Here is a 16,371-nt window from a genome sequence, read left to right as displayed (position 1 = left end):
CGTCAGGTTTCCAGTTCGACCGTCAGCCCGGTCTGCATCGGTGTCCCGGTGCGCACGAGACGGTAGGCGATCTCGACGCGGACGTGGCTGGGCTGGTCGGGGACATCCCAGACGTCGACCCGGTCGAGCAGGATCCGGCGTTCCCAGTGTGTCAGCGATTCCTGGACCAGATCGCGAATCCGGCGCCGTGTCGCGAGCGTGTTCGGCTCGTGCACTAGGCGGTCGAGGCCGGCCCCGAACTCCGGGCGCATCAGTTGCTCACCCGGGCGCGTCGACAGGATCACCCGGATCATTTGACGCACGCTGTCTTCCAGGGACGGGTAATCGAGCTGGCCGGACGCGTCCGGCACCGTCAGCAGCGGCCAGCCTAGCAGGGGGCGGAGAGCCGGGTTCATCGCATCATCCTTTCTTGGGGTAGGGGATGCAGATCTTGATGAACAGCATCCACCGGAAGAACAGATCGAACAGCGACAGAAAGATGTTCAGCACGATGAACGCGCACAGCGTGATGATCGGAATGCTGAAGCTGCAGATCCAGCCCAGCGACAGGTTGCCGTCGTCGCTAAGTTCGCCGTCCATCATCTTCCTGGGGTCGCCGCCGAGCAGGTTCTGGAGCCGGGGCGGCAGCACGAACGACACGTTCGGCTTCAATGAGGCGAGCAGGTTGCGGTCGGTCGCGTCGGGCAGATCGATCTGCACCGGCGGCCCGGCGCCCTCGTACCAGGGGGCGATCACGAAGGGTTCGCTGTAATCGCTCCAGATCGTCCGCGCCGGGCAGGTGCCCTCGGCCTTCAGTCGCACGAACGCGCGCAGGCGATACCGTGCGCCGGGCTCGTCGAAGCGTCCCGGCCGGCCCTTGACGGTCACGAAGCGGGCCTTCATCGCCTCGAACAGTGCATTCGCGAGACGCGCGCGACCGGCGTCATCCAGAGCCGGCCAGGTAGCTGGCATCTCCAGCGCCGAGGCTTGCGGGTCGCGATCGAGCAATACCCGCTTGGCATTCCTCAAGAAGCTCCCGGCCCCGACCCGGCGCGGGGCGCCTTCGCCCGGCTGCAGCACGTAGGACAGGCTGATCGCCTCCAGCGCCTCGAACAGTCTCCGGCCGGCAGGACCGGAGCCGAAGGCATCGAACTCGAGCGCGACCTGCCGCAGCAGTTGCAGGAATTTGCGCAACGGTGCGGCCTCGCCGGACGCGCGGCTCTCGGCGACGATGGTCGCGAACAGATCGGCCGCCATCGTCACGCGGACCCCGCCGACCACGCCCTGCGGCGGGGTCGCGCCGGGCTGTTCGATCGCCTGATACCAGGTGCTGTCAAACCACTTGCCGGCCTGGGGAAAGTAGTACGCGAGCCCTCGCAACGGCTGCATCAGGTGCTCGGTGAAGCGTGTCGTGCCGGGCCGGAAATCCTCGAACAGGGCCGCCGTGTCGGGTTCGGTCTGCGCGAGCTCGCTGCTGCTGGTCTGGACCAGACCGTAGAACAGGGTTCGGCCCGCCTCGGCGCAGATATCCGGTGGCGCGACGAACATCGGCGTGACCTGTTCATCGAGAATCGCGTTGTCGTCGCTGGCCCACAGACTCGCCAGGGCTTCGTCGATGGCCGGACGGCCGCTGCGGCGCGCCAGCATGCGCGCGCCCGGATCGGGATCGGCCGTTTCTGCACCGAGGCGGGCGATCGGCACCCACCCCTGCACCACGCCGCGGGCGCGTAACCAGCCTTCCAGCGCTTCGCCGCCCTGCGGTGACGGGCGCACCCGGCGCAGCACCAGCCCGGCAGCGTCGACCCGCGCCGGGTCCAGGCGCGGTGCGCCGGGGGCGTGGCACCAGGCTTCGGTCAGTGCCACGTGGTAGCGGCGCTGTACGGGCTGAAACAGCTTGAGCACGCCACGCTCGTTCCGCGTCGCGGCCAGATCGGCCGCGAGCGCGGTGCGGGACGTTGCGGTCCGCAGGCTATCGGTCACGGCTGCGATGAAATCATCGTCGTCGCGCTGCAGAATCGCCGGCGCGCCGGCCTCCGCGAAGGGCGCGGCCGCCCGCAACTCGCGCGGCGCCGCGAGACGGATCTCATGGTGCCGCGCCGCCGGGCGCGGGTTGGCGACGGCTACCATATATTCCCCGCGCCCGGCGTGTAGCTGCTGGAGATGACTGCCGTCGAGATCAGCGTTTCGCATTTCACTATGCCGCTGAACTTGGCCATCGCGGTGTCGACGTTGACCATGCCGGCGGAGACGTCGACCTTGGCCGCGGTGACCTTGACGTTGGCCGCGGCGTTGATGGTGATGCCGGCGGTTTCCAGCTTGACGCTGTTGCCGTTCGCGTCCTCGATGGCGATGCTGCCGGGCCCGTCCTTCAGCGTGATCTTCTGGCCTGCCGGGGTTTCGAGGATGAATCGTTCCTGTCCCTGCTGGTCGTCCAGCGTCATCGTCACGCCGTTCTTCGAGCGGATGACCTTATAGCGATTCTGTCCTCCCGCAATCTCGGCCGGGGCCGCACTGGCGCCATTCCACAGTCCGCCGACGACCAGCGGATAAGAGGGGTCGCCGTTCTGGAACACTACGAGTACCTCGTCGTCGAGGTCCGGAATCAGGAAAGCGCCGCGGTCCTTGCCGGCGAACGGACACACGACCCGAGCCCAAAGCGGCGCATCCTGGTTGGTGCAGTCGTCGAAGCCGATCAAGCGCACTTGTATCCGGTTCAGACGCTCGGGATCGTCCAGCGACACGACGCGTGCCAAATAGGCCGCATGCAGCCAATTCGATGGGCGTTCGAGGCGCGCCGCGTTAGGCATGTCAGCTGGCCCCCAGGTAGGCGCACTCGCCAACGAAATCGGTCCGGTACCCGTCTCGCAGGTCGTAGCGGTGGCATGCACTGACCACGTAATAGGTGTTGTCGAAACGGGCGCCGAGCCCGCTCAACGAGACATGCGTGCCCACCCGCAGTTGGGCGTTGCCCTCGGTCGTGCCGTCCACGCGCAGGAAGCGGCGGGCGCGCTGGTCGAAGGCGGCCTGGGTCAACGCGGCCGCTTCGCTGTCGGCACCGACCGCGAAGTGGCCAATGTGTTCGCTGCGCTCGCCGAAGGTATCGCGCAATACCTCGGCGCCCGGCGTGCCACGACCGGGCCCGAGATGGGCGCCGGCGCGGCTCTCACTCTTGATCGCCGCCCCGGCCGCCACATCCCAGCCCCTCACCGTGATGGCCGTGACCTGGTCGGCAAGGTCGGCGATCACGCGGGCGCGGGATAACTGGCTGTGCAGGGTGAGCTCCAGCGCACCCCGTCGCACCTCACCGCGGGGCGACACATGTAGCTCGGTGCCGACGATCTGCAGATCCGCATCCAGGCGGCTCAACAACCGCCGCAGGAACGCGAGGTCGCTTTCGTTGTACTGGGCCCAGGTACCGGTGGGTCCGGTCAGGGCCGTTATGACCGGGGTCAGGCCCAACTCGGCCGCCACGGCGCGGACGATGTCGGCCGGGCTCTGGTCCGCGTACAGTTTGCTGCGCCGTTCGAGGCGGGCCTGCTGCAATGCATCCTCGGCGAGCACGGTCAGTTCCGGCGGCGCCCCGGGCTGGTAGTCGGCCTCGAGCGCGGTGATCTTCCCGCGAAAGATCTCCCGCGGCGCGGTTTCATCGCCCGCGTAGACTTCGATCGGGCCGCCGAGCCTCAAGCGCGATCCGGACGGAAAGGCTTCTTCCGCGCCCCCGTCACGCGTGCTGGCCCAGTTCGAGAACCGGAGCTCCACTGCGCTGAGACCGCCTTCGTTTTCTTCCATTTTCATCGTCAACAGCAACTCCGCCGCGCGCGTGTCTTCCTCTCCGCCGAGCCGCAGCGTGGGGCGGGCGGCGTAGACGGCTTCGTCGCTGACGGACACTTCGCTCATTCGGGGCTCCTTCAGTCGGCGATCAAGCGACGTTCGCGTTCGCGTTCGAGTTCGAGCGCGCGCAGCAGATTCTCGCTCGCTGCGGCCTCGTGGCGCGGAGCGGCGGGTGCATCGCCCGCGTCCGCCTGTGCCAGTCCGCGCGGCGTATCGATATCGGCACTGACTTCATGGAAGATGATCGGCATCGTCGTCTTTCGCTGGTGTCATCCGAAGCGCAGCCGGCCTTGCAGGCCGGGACCGGCGCCGACGTCGGCTTTCAGATCGCCGCCGGTACCGCCTTCGACGCGCCCGCCTGCGGCGAACTGCACGCCACTGCCGGTGCTGAAACTGCTGCTGCCCGATAGCAGCGGAGTGGCGTTCGGCATGGTTCCGGACACCGCGCCGGTGGCACGCAACTGGCCGAACGCGCCGCCGGCCGACCCGGCCGAGAAACTCGCTCCGGCGCCGAAGCCAACCCCGGCCGCGCCTCCGATGCTCAGTCCGGCCCCGGCTCCGCCGCTGATTCCGAAACCCGCACCGCCACCGATGCCGAAGCCCGCTCCGGCACCCATCCCGGCTCCGGCGCCGAGCGAGAACGCGGCGGCTCCCTGCAGCCGCACGCTGCCGCCGACCGCAAATTCGGCGCCCGCGGAGAAGCGCAGCGAGGCGGCGCCGTTGGCTGCAGCGATGGCGCGTGCCGCGCGAGGGTCGTCCAGGGCCGTGGCAACGGCCATGGGTGAGTGGGGTCGGGTGGTCACCGTCGGCGTCTTGCGCTCGTCCAGCGCGCGATCGACCGAGGCCGCCGGATTGCGGTTGCTGTCGAAGACGACATCCTGGCTGGCCAGCGTGATGTCGATGGATGATCGCAACGGGACGCCGCCCGGCGCGAAGAAATCGATGGTCTCCTTGTACTGTTCGACCATGCCGGTGAAGCGGTAGACACCCCATCCGAACTCGACTTGCGGCGGGACCTTCTGATCGCCCGTTCCCTGCGGCTTGAGCAACTTGGCCAGGCCGTCCGTCACTGCGCGAATGTCCTCGCCGGTGTCGGTATTGTCGAAAATCAGTTGCATCGTCAGCTTGGCGGTGGTCTGGCTGACGTACTGCTTCTTCTTGGCGCCCTGGCCCTCTTCCTTCAGCGTGTTCTGGACCGTGTACTGCAGCGACTCCGGATTGAAGTGCACGACCACCGCAGGCTCCGAACCCTTGACGATCCGGAACTCGGCCTTCTCCAGCTTCGGGATTTCGGGAGGTGATACCGGTGCGCCCATCGTGGACTCCTCAGGCCGGGCCCATGCTCAGGCCCTCATGGACCAGATGCAGTTCTTCCACGCCGATCTCGCCGCCCTTGGCATTCAGATCGGCGGCCTTGAACTTCACGGGTAGCGCGCGCGCCAGATTCCAGCGGATCACCGGCTGGCCGCTCGTATCCTCCAGCGTGATGTCCACCGACAGGCGGTAGGCATAGGCACCTCTCATATTGACCTGCTGAAACCAGTCCCACAGATCGCGGGTGCTGGTCATCCCGCGCTTCAGCACGACGGTCGCGAAACTGACCCGGCCGGGTCGTTGGACGCTGCCGTAGTTCAGGCCGCCGGCCTTGATCAGCTTGGGTTCCATCGTCGCCTCGAGTCCGGTGCACTCGGCAAAGGCGCCACTGCACAAGTCGACGGCTGCGCTCGGTTGCGCCTTGCGTCCGGTGCCGTCGCGGCGAAATTCCACCTTGAATCGAAAGACGTGCAAGGGAATCAGGCGGTTCTCCGCGACTTCCTCGGTGGCGGCCATCACGCCACCTCCGGGATGCGGTCCGCCGACGGACCGGTCGCCGCCAGATCCAGAACCACGGTGATCGTGCCGATGGCGGCGGCGGGATGGAGGCTGATCTCGGCTTTCAGCCTTCCGTTGTCTAGGTCGTTCTGGCTCATCGTGCTCCGATCGCAGCGGACCGTGAAAGCTTCGGCCGGCGTGGCACCGTTGAGCGCGCCCTCGTCCCAGAACGCGAGCAGCAGCCCGTCGAGGCTGCGCTTCAGATGGGTCCACAGGGTCGGTCCGTTCGTCTCGAACAGGTGCGCCTCGCCGAAGCGCTGGGCCGCGCGAACGATGGCATTCATCAGTCGGCAGGTTCCGCCGGCGCGCCAATCCATCTCACCCGAGGCGGTGACGTCGGAACGGAGCTGTATGCCGTCGGCTTCGCGGACGAACAGGCAGACGCGCTCGGCCAGGCGCTCGCTAGGGCTGTCGGGACCGAGTCCGGTCGACGGTTCGGGTTGCAGGGCGAAAGTGTCCGTGAGCGGCTGGCCACCGACCGAACGGAAGGTGCCTCGCGTCAGGGCATTGGCCGCCAACAACCCGGCGAAGACACCGTCCGGTGGCTCGATCTGTTCGGGCAGATCGCGCGAGCGCCGCGTCGCGAGCCAGGGCCACACCAGTTGCAGGCGTGCGTGCCGGTCGCGCCCTTCGGGCTGGACGGCGGCCGACGTGCCGAGCGGCATTTGCCGGAGCAGGGCGAGTTCCGGTTCCTCCGCATCGGCCGATCCGGTCGTGCCGATCTCCAGCGGTCGCGGTACGCCGGCCAGCAACAGCACATCCGGGCAAAAGTGGTGCAGAAAATCCAGCGCTGCCCCTATGCCGTTGCGCCAGACCGCAAAGCCTTCCGTGTCGCAGCGCGGGGCCCACAACCGCCGCAGCGCCGAGTCGTCGCGCGGCAGGGGATCCTCATCGCTGCATTCGACGAACACCTCGGGACCCGGCACCGGCGTGAAGGCCGGTGGGGGTAGCGGCCGCTCGGCAGCACAGAGGTCCGGCAGGTCCGGCAGGCACAGGTGGTTCACCTCGGGCAGGCCGTACAGATGATGGATGCCACGCCATGTGCCTGGGTCCATCCGGTTAAACGGGACGGCGGATACACCCGGTTCCGCATAGCCCGGGAGCAGGCGCTGCAGACGCGCGGCGCGCTGGTCGGTCCGGTCGCCCGGCGTTTCGGCCACGGGATACGGGTCGCCCATGCGGACGATGACCGCGCGCCTTCCACCCTGCGCGAAGAAGCTGCGGACCGCGGCGCCAAGGTAGGTGGTGCAGTGACCGGAGGTGCCGGTCCCGAACGGGCGGCGTTCCCAGGCGAACAGTGCGGCGAAGGCGTCCCAGGACTCGACGACCACGGGTACGTTGTCCAGCGCTTCCACCGCCCCGGGTTCACGCCCCCATGGTCCGTTCAGCCAGCCGGCCTCGGTGAGCGTCCTGGCGATCGGGGCCGGCAGCGCAGCACCCGGACGGCGCCCGACAAAACCAATGAAGGCGGCGATGTCGGTCCGTTCGGGCGCCGCCGCGCCGGCGGGTTTCGCGGTCTCGAAACGAAGACAGCTGAGCATGGCCGTTCGATCCCTTGCCCGGTTCAGGACGTGGTGATTTCGAAGGCCTGGGCGGAGAAGACGATCTCCTCCATCGCGACGTCGCCCCCGCCTTTGCCGGCCAGCGTCGGCCCGGTGTATTTCATCGGGATCACGCCGCGCAGCACCCAGGACTGCACCGGGCGCTGGGCCTCGTCCAATAGCGTGATCTTCATCGTCCGCTGGGCATCGGGGCCGTTGGTCCGGCTCTCCTTGATCCAGTCGAACAGCGATTTCGAGTTGATGAGTCCACGTTTGCCGGTGACGTCGGAAACCTTGTGGATGCCGGCGACCTTGCGGACGTGGTTTTCCTTTTCGTTGCCGTTGCGGTACTCGGCAATCGTGATCTCGGTCCCGATGCCCGAGACGTCGGAGAAGCCGCCGAGCACCTCGCCGCCGTCGAATTCGACGAGATAGTTGAAGGCGCCATAGGGAGTGGTTCTGTCAGCCATGTCTGAGCTCCAAGGTTACCGGGCGGTGTCAGGATGCGGCTTCCGCGGTCTTCTGGCCGATCCTGAAGATCACGAACTCGGCGGGCTTCAGGATGGCCACGCCGATCAGACAGATCAGCCGGCCGTTGTCCAGGTCGTTCTGAGTCATCGTGCTGCGGTCGCAGCGCACGAAGAAGGCCTCGTCGGTCGTGGTGCCGAGCAGGGCGCCGTTCTGCCATTCGTTGTACAGAAAGTCGGCGATGGTCTGCCGGACGTTGGCCCAGAGTCGCTCGCCGTTCGGTTCGAACACGGCCCACTGGGTGCCCCGATCGATCGACGACTCGAGGTAGTTGAAATACCGGCGGTCGCTGACGTATTTCCATTCCGGGTCGGAGGAGATCAGCCGGGCGCCCCAGACGCGGTAGCCGCGGCCGGACAGCAGGCGCAGGCAGTTGACTCCCATCGGGTTCAACAGCTCCTGCTGGCCGAAATTGACATCGACCTCGAAGCGCAGGGCACTGCGCACGACTTCGTTGGCCGGTGCCTTGTGAACGCCGCGCTGCACGTCATTGCGCGCGTAGATGCCGCAGACATAACCGGAGGGGGGCAGGGCGATTTCGCGCGGGATGTCTTCCCGGCCGGGACGTGCGTTCGGGTTGGCGACGACGACCCAGGGGTAGTAGAGCGCTGCATGGCGGGAATCGACCGTGCCCCGCAGTGTCCGGACGTTGCCCGGGATCTGCCCCGGCGGCGTGTCGAGCACGGCGATCCGGTAGGCACGCCGGGCCTCGGCATGCGAGATCAGCGCGCGCATCACCGCGCTGGCAGCGTTCGCGTAAGCCGAACTCCCGGGGGCCGCGACGATGGACACGTCTTCCAGTGCGGCAATGGCGCCGAGCGCGAGCCGATACTCGGCCTCGGTCGGTTCGCCACCGTCGTCGCCTCCGGTCAGGACGCGAGTGCGCTCCAGCTGGCCTTGCGGGTTGGCCGCGCCGCCGTTGAACAGGCCATCGCGCAGGTCGATCGCACTGACGGCCTCGCCGATGCGGATCGCGAGCCAGTTTTGCAGCGCATCGGCGCGGCGGGTCGGGTTCTCGGACAGCACATGGCCGATCCAGCGTGGATGGCGCCGGTCGTGGCCCAGGGCGTCCCAGGCCAGCACATTGTCATCGGCATCGCTCGCCGTGAGCTGCAGTGTGAGCAGGCGCGGATTGGCTTCGGCCAGCGTTGCGGCATCGGCCGCCGGATCGTCGGTGTTGGCCGCTGGGCGCCAGGTCTCGCCGATCTTGACGTGATGCGCAACCGCGCCGCCGGCCCCGGTGCGCAGCAGGCTGCCCTGCGGCGCACTGGCCATCGTGACCGGTGATGCCGGCGCAACGATCTCGCGGACCGTGACCCGGCCGTTGCCGCCGGAGCCCGCGAAGCGGGCCAGGAAACTGATCCGCTCGTTGTTCGGGCCATCACCGACGACCGGGGCCTCCGCCGCCGATGCGCCGGCGCTGCGTACGCGCGAGACGTAGAGCCGAGACCCGCCTTCGTTGAAGAAGGCCAGCACGGCATGAGCCAGGTAGTTCGTCGCCGGGACACCGGCGGTGACGTTCAAGTCCGCATAGCCCCCATAGATGCGTTCGAAGTCGCCGTAGCTGGTCAGCAGTTCGGGCGTTTGCAGGTCGTTGTCGTTGGCGCGATGCGGTCCCTTGCGGGTGGGCCCGACGAAGGCCGTGGTGCTGGTGCCTACGCCCTCGATGGACTTCGCCCGGAAGCTGGTTTCTTCGACGTACACGCCCGGGGCAAGGTATTCAGGCATGGCGGGTCTCCTTTGCATCAAGAGGGTGGTTGATCATGGCCGGAACGCTCATCGAATCCGGATCGTCAGCGCGACATGCTCGCCGCGCCGCGCGGCGATACGGAGTTCCAGGGCCCGGCTGCGCGGCAGGGTGGCCAGCCGGCTTTCAATGGCGGTCGGGTCGACCAGCGGCAACGAAGCGGGTACCGTGCCGGAGCGGACCGCTGCGATCGGGGTTCGGCGCCCCGCCGCCGGGTCGAACACCGCCTCGACGGTGACGCCAATCTCGCTGATAACGACCGCTTCCTCGTCTTCGGAAAAGGTCGTGACCGGAACGCCGGCGACCGGGACCAGGGCTTCGCCGCGCCAGTCGGACAGACCGCGGGCCAGTACCTGATCGCGCGCGAGTATGCGCACCAGCGCGCCGCCCAGGGCGTCGCCCGAACGGGTCTCCGTGACCGTCGCGCGCACCGTGGCCCAGTTCGCGCCCAGGCGCGCTGTGGAAGAGGGATACAAGGGCACGCTTTCCGGCTGGAGCAAGGCGTCGGGCCCAGCGGCGGGGTTGCGGGGCAGCCGCAAGGAAACGGCGAGCGGCAGATAAGCGCCCTGCGGATCGTCGACGACCAGACGCAGGGTCTGTGATCCGACTGCCGGCTGGGTTGGCGGCGCCTGGAACGCGGGCTCGTGCGCCGCCAGTGCCTGCCAGCGATGGATCACGAACAGCCCGCCGCGATTACGTCGGATCAGGGCGCCGGGGGCCTCGACCCGGAGCGGTGCGTCGACCGGTGCCCGCGTGATCGCGTCTACGAAGCGGACCGCACCCAGTGCCCGCCATTCGCTGCGTTCGAGTTCGCGCAGAGCCCGCATCAGCCCAGTTCCTCGTGTCCATAGACATGGCGTCGCGCGACCACCGGCCGGAAGGTTTCGGTGTCTTCGTCGGGGTCCAGCCGCACCAACCGGGCCACGTAGGAAACCGACAGGCGGTAGGCCGGCTCCAACGCATCCCAGATGCGCATGATGTCCTCGTTGCTCAACTCGGCCGGGATGATCTGAACCACCTCGTCGGGCCCCCAACCGGCTTCGTCCGAAAGCGAGGACGCATCGAGCACGGGAAAGCGATGCAACTGCTGCATTGCCCAGGCCAGTGTGACCTGTTCGTCCAGGGGATTTCCGGCCCAGGCGGTCAGCAGATAGTGAAGATCGAGCCCCAACGGGACGAAGCCGTCGGTCGGCGTTCCGGGTCGCCGGGTCTGACGGCTGTGCTCGTTGACGGTCACGCGATACAGGTACAGCGACAAGTGCGTGGTCTCGTCGATGTCGCCCGCGAGCTGGCCCCCCGAGGTCAACTCGAAATTGCAGGTCGGCATGGTTCGCCCGTCGGCCTGCTGCGGATAGGTGTTGCGCAGAAAGGTCACGATCGAACTGCCCACCGAATGAATCGCGAATACATTGGCCATCAGTTGCCGGTTGTTGCTGCCTGCCTGATCCAGGGTGGTCAAGCGCTCATTGCCATACATTCAGCAGAGACCGTGCCGAGTGTTTTGCTCAAACAACATCAGAGGTTTAGACCGGTCTCCGGCGGCGTGGCCGGGGCGGCCAGGTCCCAGGCACAGGTTGACCGGCAGCGCACGATGGCGCGTGAGCCGCGGATTATTCGGTCATCGGGGTGGGGCAGGACTGCCCCGGACCGGCGATCCAGGGCGATGCGAAGCGCCGAGTGGCCGATCCCGAAGGCGGATGGCCGAGATCGACCAGACCCCGGAGATGGCTCGAACTGGGTGCGAGACCTGGCGGCTGGGTTTACCCCCTGTTCCGTTCGCCTTTTGTTACGGACTTCCGAGTTGGGGCAGGCTTGCCCCGGATCGAGTCGATGCGGATTGGACCGAGACCCCGCCGGCCGCGCCAGCCGGCCCCACTGGCGCTGGTGTGCGCCTTGCATGATTGAAGCCCAATGGGTCCGATTGCCGGGAGGTGTCGATGCGCGAAGATTCCGGAGATATCGAAGCGGCGGCATCGGCCATCGCCCGCTATCTGTCACAACGTCCGCAGGCCTCGGATACGGCGCGCGGGATCGCGGAGGTCTGGCTGCACCAGCGGTACGCGCTCGCCACCGTGCGGACGGCGCTGGCGCGGCTGGAAGTGCGAGGGAAGGTCAGGGCGCGCCGGTTGTCCGGCGGAGGCGAGGGCAGCGATCTGTTGTATAGCGCGGCGAACGATAGACGTTAGGCGGTCGCACGGCCGACGAGGCCCCGGGGTTCGCACGTGACGCGCGCCCAAGAGCGACTGCTGTGCGCAGAATGCCGAAACAGACCGGTACTCCGGTTGATCGACGCCGCATTTCCTGCAATAAATCCGCATTCCGAAAAGCAGGAATTCCCCGAATGGATTACCGCGTCATTGGGACTTGTCGCCCCGCGTCCCGGCGCCCGGCCTGCCGGGGAACCCGTCTGCTACTTCCTCCGTTTACCTAGCGGTCGAGTCCAAGCTGGGCATTCGCCGCCGCTCGCATTTCCCTGACACCTTCGCTGACCATGCACTGGATTGCACCTTCCGAAAAAGACACCGCCAACACCACCCTCGAAAAGCGCCTGTGGGATGCCGCGGACCAGTTTCGCGCCAACTCCGGCCTGAAGGCCCAGGAATACTCAGGGCCGATCCTGGGGCTGATCTTCCTGCGTTTTGCCGATGTGCGATTCGCGGCACTTCGCGCGCAGCTCGAAGCCGAGGGCGCCTCGTCGCGCCGCGGCAGCCGGGTCGAGGAGCCCGCCGCCTACCATGCGGAAGGAATCTTGTACCTGAGCGGCCTGGCCCGTTTCGACTACCTGCTGTCCCTGCCCGAAGGCGCGGACATCGGGGCACAGGTCAACGCCGCGATGCGCGAGGTGGAGAAATACAACACCCAACTCGCCGGCGTGCTGCCGAAGACGTACAACCTGTTCACCAGTAGCTTGCTGAAGGACTTGCTGAAGAAGGTCTCCGAGATTCCCGCCACGGTCGATTTCGATGCCTTCGGTCGCATCTACGAATACTTCCTCGGCGAGTTCGCCCGCACCGAAGGGCAGAAGGGGGGCGAGTTCTACACCCCAGCCAGCATGGTCAAGCTGATCGTCGAAGTCATCGAACCTTACCACGGCCGCATCCTCGATTCCGCCTGCGGTTCCGGCGGCATGTTCGTGCAGTCGGCGCGCTTCGTGACCGAGCACCAGAAGAAGCCCGCCGCCGAGCTGTCCATCTGCGGCGTGGAGAAGACCGACGAAACGGGCCGCCTGTGCCGCCTGAACCTCGCCGTGCATGGGCTGGAGGGCGACATCCGCCACGGCGGCAACGTCAACAGCTACTACGACGACCCGCACGACGCCACCGGCGCGTTCGACTTTGTGCTCGCCAATCCGCCCTTCAACGTCAATGCGGTGGACAAGGAAAGGCTCAAGGACAGTGTGGGGCCCGGCCGCCGCTACCCCTTCGGCCTGCCGCGCACCGACAACGCCAATTACCTGTGGATTCAGCTTTTCTATTCATCGCTGAATACCCATGGCCGCGCCGGTTTCGTCATGGCCAATTCGGCCTCCGACGCCCGCTCCAGCGAACAGGAACTGCGGCAGAAGCTTGTCGAAGCGCGCGTGGTGGATGTCATGGTCGCCGTCGGCCCCAACATGTTCTACACCGTCACGCTGCCCTGCACGCTGTGGTTTCTGGACAAGGGCAAAGCCAGCACGCCGCGCGCCGACACCGTGCTGTTCATCGATGCCCGCCACATCTATCGACAGGTGGACCGCGCCCACCGCGACTGGTCGCCCGCGCAAATCAGCTTCATCGCCAACCTGGTGCGCCTGTATCGCGGCGAAGCGCTGGATTTCACCCTCGGCGGGGAAGAAGCCGAGGCCAGAATCAGGGAGGTATTCGGCGGGCAACCCGCGTACGCCGACATTCCAGGCCTGTGCAAAGCCGCCACCCTGAGCGCAGTCGAAGGGCAGGGCTGGTCACTCAACCCCGGCCGCTATGTGGGCGTTGCGCCGGGCGAGGAGGTCAGCGACGAAGATTTCAGGGAACAGCTCGAAGCCCTGAACGAAGAACTGGAGGTGCTGAATGCCGAGGCGCTGGAACTGCAAAACCGCATCTCGCAGAATGTGGCCGCGTTGCTTTCGTAAGCGGAGACGATCATGAACGCAGAAACCCTGGAAGAGACCGCCTTGCAACTGCCCGCTTCGGAACGCGCCGAGTTGGCGCGCAAGCGGTTACTCAGTCTTGAGGAGCAAAGCGAGGAGGAGATCGCGGACTCCTGGCACGCGGAGGCCGCGCGCCGCGCCTCAGAAATTGACAGTGATCTGGCCGATACCGTTTCGGCCGAAGAGGCTCGCACCGCCGCCCATGCCTTGTTGCGATGAACTATCGCTTCCACCGCGCCGCGCTGGCCGAACATCTGGACGAGGTAGCGTTCTACGAAAGCCGACTTCCCGGCCTGGGCGCGGATTACCTTGCCGAGTACGAGGCGATCATGGGGCGTATCTGCGCCACACCCGATTTATTTCCGTGTGTCGCCGACTCCGACATCCGCAAAGCGGGTTTCAGGCGCTTTCCGTTTCATGCCGTTTCATGTGATCTATCGGGCGGAAGCTATGCAGATCGTCATTCTCGCCATCGCTCACCAACGGCGCCGCCCGGTCTATTGGGTGGGGCGCATCGGAAAATGAACACGAAGCCACTACTGCGACTGGATGAGACCATTGCCGTGAATGTGGCGGGGATCTTGGAAGGGTGAGGATAATTGCAGCCAACATGCGCAAGGTGAAGCTAAAGGACGTGTGCGACCGAATTACTGTCGGTCACGTAGGCCCGATGGCGGACAAATACACTCCAGAAGGTGTTCCCTTTCTTCGCTCGCAGAACATTACGCCATTTCGCCTAAATGTCGACGAAATCAAGTATGTGCCGCGTGAATTTCACGAGAAATTGCGGAAGTCCGCGCTCCACCCCGGTGACGTTGCTGTCGTCCGAACCGGTTACCCCGGTACCGCGTGCGTCATCCCCAGCACGTTCAAGGAATTGAATTGTGCGGACTTGGTTGTCATAACTCCTTCAAGCGAATTGAACCCGCACTACCTGGCGGCGATCTTTAACTCGGCTTGGGGCATATCCTCGGTTGCGGGCAACTTGGTCGGCGTCGCACAGCAGCATTTCAACGTTGGTGCGGCGAAGGAACTTGTAATGGCTCTCCCGTCCCGGCGAACCCAAGACCGCATCGCCGGCATCCTGTCCGCCTACGACGAACTCATCGAGAACAGCCGCCGGCGCATCAAGATTCTGGAGTCGATGGCCCGCGCCCTCTACCGCGAGTGGTTCGTCCACTTCCGCTTTCCGGGGCATGAGTCAGTGCCCTGCGTAGCGTCGACACTGGGTGAGATTCCGCAGGGGTGGGAGGTGAAATCGGTTGCTGATGCATTCGTGATTTCAGGCGGCGGCACACCATCGCGGAAAGAAAAGGAATTCTGGAATGGCGGCACAATTCAATGGTACTCACCAAGCGATCTGACCGGTGCAGGAACAATGTTCATGGACGATTCGAGCGACCACATCACCGAGCGGGGACTTGCGCAGAGTTCAGCGCGGATGTTCCCAGCTCGCAGCGTAATGCTCACCAGCCGCGCCACCATCGGCGCGGTTTCGATCAACACGCATCCGGCCTGCACCAATCAGGGCTTCATCACCTGCCTGCCGAATGAACGTGTCCCGATTTACTTCCTGTTCCACTGGTTGACCGAAAACGTGCCGACGTTTCAACGAATGGCGTCTGGTGCGACATTTAAGGAAATCAGTCGGGGCGTGTTCAAGACCATCGAGTTTCTGCAACCACCGGAGTCATTGGTCGGGCGCTTTGAGACAGTCGCGACGCCGATGGCAGAGCAAGTTCTCAGGCTCCAACGCCGAATCCAAAACCTCCGCCGCACCCGGGACCTGCTACTACCGCGCCTGCTCTCCGGCCAGATCGACGTGGAGGCCGCCTGAGCGATGAGCGCCCATGCCGACTCCGAAGTCCTGTTCATCGAACAACTCGCCATCTGGCTGTTCTCTGTGTTCCGCACGCGGCAACCGGCAATGCCGGTTTTAATTGAGTCAGTAACAGCCATCGTTTTTAACCTGTTGTTTGAAACAAATTTTCTTATTTGAGTGGAAAACGTCCGCATGAAAGCCTGGGTAGGCAAAGTATTGTAGGGTGGGCGAGCGCCAGCTTGCCCACCGTCTACCGCCGTTGCACCAACCAACGCCAGCGACAGCCAAATGCCGAGATACCTCCGCGCCAAGGGACCTGGAAGCCAATACTTCTTTACGGTGGTCACCTGTGATCGCAGGCCCATTTTGACCTTGCCGGAAAGTCGCGCCGCATTGCGGCAGGCCGTCATAACCGCCCGCAAGGGCGCACCGTTTGGTATCGATGCGTGGGTCTTGCTTCCCGATCATCTGCACTGTGTCTGGTCTTTACCGGAATACGACAAGGATTATCCCCGTCGCTGGAATGTGATCAAATCCACGTTTTCCCGATTGATGAAGGGTCGCTGGCACGACGGAGCGCTCGTGACGGCTTCACGGGCAAGACATCGGGAACTGACTATTTGGCAACGCCGCTATTGGGAGCACCAAATCCGAGATGACGACGATTTGCACCGGCACTTCGACTACATTCACTTCAATCCATTGAAACACGGTTTGGTCACCCGAATTCGCGATTGGCCTTATTCCACCTTTCACCGCTTTGTTGCGGATGGCACTTATCCGGACGATTGGGGTGGCAGCGACTTCTCGGACGATGATGCAGGGTTTGGGGAATAACGGATTATGGTGGGCAAGCCTGAGCTCGCCCACCCTACGAACTTTCACCGATTTGTTGCGGATGGCATTTATCCGAACGATTGGGGTG

The 16,371-nt window shown here is 65.4% G+C and carries 19 protein-coding genes; 7 read left to right on the top strand and 12 right to left on the bottom strand.

Annotation, left to right across the window (positions count from 1 at the left end; genetic code table 11):
- Nucleotides 1-2: 2 nt before the first annotated feature.
- From ACW73L_RS03360 to ACW73L_RS03305, 12 genes are all read right to left on the bottom strand, one after another.
- Nucleotides 3-395 (bottom strand): GPW/gp25 family protein, encoded by a 393-nt coding sequence (locus tag ACW73L_RS03360; RefSeq protein ID WP_498919989.1) that lies wholly within the window; start codon nt 393-395, stop codon nt 3-5.
- 4 nt (nt 396-399) lie between these two features.
- Complete coding sequence (locus tag ACW73L_RS03355; protein ID WP_498919988.1) at nt 400-2,037, bottom strand: hypothetical protein; 1,638 nt, start codon at nt 2,035-2,037, stop codon at nt 400-402.
- Between the two features lie 62 nt (nt 2,038-2,099).
- On the bottom strand, nt 2,100-2,786 hold the full coding sequence (locus ACW73L_RS03350; protein WP_498919987.1) for a phage baseplate assembly protein V: 687 nt from the start codon (nt 2,784-2,786) through the stop codon (nt 2,100-2,102).
- Nucleotide 2,787: 1 nt separating this feature from the next.
- Nucleotides 2,788-3,876 carry a phage late control D family protein gene (locus ACW73L_RS03345; RefSeq protein ID WP_498919986.1) on the bottom strand — a complete coding sequence of 363 codons (1,089 nt, stop codon included), beginning with the start codon at nt 3,874-3,876 and terminating at the stop codon, nt 2,788-2,790.
- 11 nt (nt 3,877-3,887) lie between these two features.
- The gene (locus ACW73L_RS03340; protein ID WP_498919985.1) at nt 3,888-4,061 is read right to left on the bottom strand and encodes a hypothetical protein; all 174 of its coding nucleotides are present in this window, start codon (nt 4,059-4,061) and stop codon (nt 3,888-3,890) included.
- A gap of 18 nt (nt 4,062-4,079) precedes the next feature.
- Nucleotides 4,080-5,126: a CIS tube protein gene (locus ACW73L_RS03335; RefSeq protein ID WP_498919984.1), complete on the bottom strand. Its 1,047-nt coding sequence runs from the start codon at nt 5,124-5,126 to the stop codon at nt 4,080-4,082.
- A 10-nt stretch (nt 5,127-5,136) separates the two neighbouring features.
- Nucleotides 5,137-5,640 (bottom strand): phage tail protein, encoded by a 504-nt coding sequence (locus tag ACW73L_RS03330; protein ID WP_498919983.1) that lies wholly within the window; start codon nt 5,638-5,640, stop codon nt 5,137-5,139.
- Nucleotides 5,640-7,223 (bottom strand): hypothetical protein, encoded by a 1,584-nt coding sequence (locus ACW73L_RS03325; protein ID WP_498919982.1) that lies wholly within the window; start codon nt 7,221-7,223, stop codon nt 5,640-5,642. The genes ACW73L_RS03330 and ACW73L_RS03325 overlap by 1 nt, the downstream gene beginning before the upstream one ends.
- Before the next feature lie 23 nt (nt 7,224-7,246).
- Nucleotides 7,247-7,693, bottom strand: coding sequence for a phage tail protein (locus tag ACW73L_RS03320; protein ID WP_498919981.1), 447 nt, complete (start codon nt 7,691-7,693; stop codon nt 7,247-7,249).
- Between the two features lie 28 nt (nt 7,694-7,721).
- A complete protein-coding gene (locus ACW73L_RS03315) occupies nt 7,722-9,479 on the bottom strand; it encodes a phage tail sheath family protein (protein ID WP_498919980.1) in 1,758 nt (585 codons plus the stop codon).
- 48 nt (nt 9,480-9,527) lie between these two features.
- A complete protein-coding gene (locus ACW73L_RS03310) occupies nt 9,528-10,325 on the bottom strand; it encodes a hypothetical protein (protein ID WP_498919979.1) in 798 nt (265 codons plus the stop codon).
- Nucleotides 10,325-10,975 carry a Pvc16 family protein gene (locus ACW73L_RS03305; protein ID WP_498919978.1) on the bottom strand — a complete coding sequence of 217 codons (651 nt, stop codon included), beginning with the start codon at nt 10,973-10,975 and terminating at the stop codon, nt 10,325-10,327. The genes ACW73L_RS03310 and ACW73L_RS03305 overlap by 1 nt, the downstream gene beginning before the upstream one ends.
- A 460-nt stretch (nt 10,976-11,435) precedes the next feature.
- Between ACW73L_RS03305 and ACW73L_RS03300 the strand changes: the two genes are divergently transcribed.
- The 7 genes from ACW73L_RS03300 to ACW73L_RS03270 all read left to right on the top strand — a co-directional run bounded on the left by ACW73L_RS03300 (nt 11,436) and on the right by ACW73L_RS03270 (nt 16,283).
- Nucleotides 11,436-11,684, top strand: coding sequence for a hypothetical protein (locus ACW73L_RS03300; protein ID WP_498919977.1), 249 nt, complete (start codon nt 11,436-11,438; stop codon nt 11,682-11,684).
- Between the two features lie 305 nt (nt 11,685-11,989).
- Complete coding sequence (locus ACW73L_RS03295) at nt 11,990-13,606, top strand: type I restriction-modification system subunit M (protein WP_498919975.1); 1,617 nt, start codon at nt 11,990-11,992, stop codon at nt 13,604-13,606.
- Nucleotides 13,607-13,618: 12 nt separating this feature from the next.
- The gene (locus ACW73L_RS03290; protein ID WP_498919973.1) at nt 13,619-13,843 is read left to right on the top strand and encodes an addiction module protein; all 225 of its coding nucleotides are present in this window, start codon (nt 13,619-13,621) and stop codon (nt 13,841-13,843) included.
- Nucleotides 13,840-14,217 carry a hypothetical protein gene (locus ACW73L_RS03285; RefSeq protein WP_498919971.1) on the top strand — a complete coding sequence of 126 codons (378 nt, stop codon included), beginning with the start codon at nt 13,840-13,842 and terminating at the stop codon, nt 14,215-14,217. The genes ACW73L_RS03290 and ACW73L_RS03285 overlap by 4 nt, the downstream gene beginning before the upstream one ends.
- Before the next feature lie 17 nt (nt 14,218-14,234).
- Complete coding sequence (locus tag ACW73L_RS03280; protein ID WP_498919969.1) at nt 14,235-15,461, top strand: restriction endonuclease subunit S; 1,227 nt, start codon at nt 14,235-14,237, stop codon at nt 15,459-15,461.
- 3 nt (nt 15,462-15,464) lie between these two features.
- Complete coding sequence (locus ACW73L_RS03275; RefSeq protein ID WP_498919968.1) at nt 15,465-15,623, top strand: hypothetical protein; 159 nt, start codon at nt 15,465-15,467, stop codon at nt 15,621-15,623.
- A gap of 111 nt (nt 15,624-15,734) precedes the next feature.
- Complete coding sequence (locus ACW73L_RS03270; RefSeq protein ID WP_498919966.1) at nt 15,735-16,283, top strand: REP-associated tyrosine transposase; 549 nt, start codon at nt 15,735-15,737, stop codon at nt 16,281-16,283.
- The last annotated feature ends 88 nt before the right edge of the window (nt 16,284-16,371 follow it).

This window comes from Methylolobus aquaticus (assembly GCF_054172105.1).
The sequence above is the reverse complement of the archived record's forward strand: the minus strand, read 5'-3'. Positions and strand labels throughout refer to the sequence as shown.

Excerpts from the sequence above, each read along its gene's own strand:
- ACW73L_RS03325 (WP_498919982.1), bottom strand. The coding sequence starts at position 7,223 with ATGCTCAGCTGTCTTCGTTTCGAGACCGCGAAACCCGCCGGCGCGGCG.
- ACW73L_RS03270 (WP_498919966.1), top strand. The coding sequence starts at position 15,735 with ATGCCGAGATACCTCCGCGCCAAGGGACCTGGAAGCCAATACTTCTTT.
- ACW73L_RS03360 (WP_498919989.1), bottom strand. The coding sequence starts at position 395 with ATGAACCCGGCTCTCCGCCCCCTGCTAGGCTGGCCGCTGCTGACGGTG.
- ACW73L_RS03310 (WP_498919979.1), bottom strand. The coding sequence starts at position 10,325 with ATGCGGGCTCTGCGCGAACTCGAACGCAGCGAATGGCGGGCACTGGGT.
- ACW73L_RS03350 (WP_498919987.1), bottom strand. The coding sequence starts at position 2,786 with ATGCCTAACGCGGCGCGCCTCGAACGCCCATCGAATTGGCTGCATGCG.
- ACW73L_RS03290 (WP_498919973.1), top strand. The coding sequence starts at position 13,619 with ATGAACGCAGAAACCCTGGAAGAGACCGCCTTGCAACTGCCCGCTTCG.
- ACW73L_RS03280 (WP_498919969.1), top strand. The coding sequence starts at position 14,235 with ATGCGCAAGGTGAAGCTAAAGGACGTGTGCGACCGAATTACTGTCGGT.
- ACW73L_RS03340 (WP_498919985.1), bottom strand. The coding sequence starts at position 4,061 with ATGCCGATCATCTTCCATGAAGTCAGTGCCGATATCGATACGCCGCGC.
- ACW73L_RS03335 (WP_498919984.1), bottom strand. The coding sequence starts at position 5,126 with ATGGGCGCACCGGTATCACCTCCCGAAATCCCGAAGCTGGAGAAGGCC.
- ACW73L_RS03330 (WP_498919983.1), bottom strand. The coding sequence starts at position 5,640 with ATGGCCGCCACCGAGGAAGTCGCGGAGAACCGCCTGATTCCCTTGCAC.
- ACW73L_RS03295 (WP_498919975.1), top strand. The coding sequence starts at position 11,990 with ATGCACTGGATTGCACCTTCCGAAAAAGACACCGCCAACACCACCCTC.
- ACW73L_RS03315 (WP_498919980.1), bottom strand. The coding sequence starts at position 9,479 with ATGCCTGAATACCTTGCCCCGGGCGTGTACGTCGAAGAAACCAGCTTC.
- ACW73L_RS03300 (WP_498919977.1), top strand. The coding sequence starts at position 11,436 with ATGCGCGAAGATTCCGGAGATATCGAAGCGGCGGCATCGGCCATCGCC.
- ACW73L_RS03275 (WP_498919968.1), top strand. The coding sequence starts at position 15,465 with ATGAGCGCCCATGCCGACTCCGAAGTCCTGTTCATCGAACAACTCGCC.
- ACW73L_RS03305 (WP_498919978.1), bottom strand. The coding sequence starts at position 10,975 with ATGTATGGCAATGAGCGCTTGACCACCCTGGATCAGGCAGGCAGCAAC.
- ACW73L_RS03345 (WP_498919986.1), bottom strand. The coding sequence starts at position 3,876 with ATGAGCGAAGTGTCCGTCAGCGACGAAGCCGTCTACGCCGCCCGCCCC.
- ACW73L_RS03285 (WP_498919971.1), top strand. The coding sequence starts at position 13,840 with ATGAACTATCGCTTCCACCGCGCCGCGCTGGCCGAACATCTGGACGAG.
- ACW73L_RS03320 (WP_498919981.1), bottom strand. The coding sequence starts at position 7,693 with ATGGCTGACAGAACCACTCCCTATGGCGCCTTCAACTATCTCGTCGAA.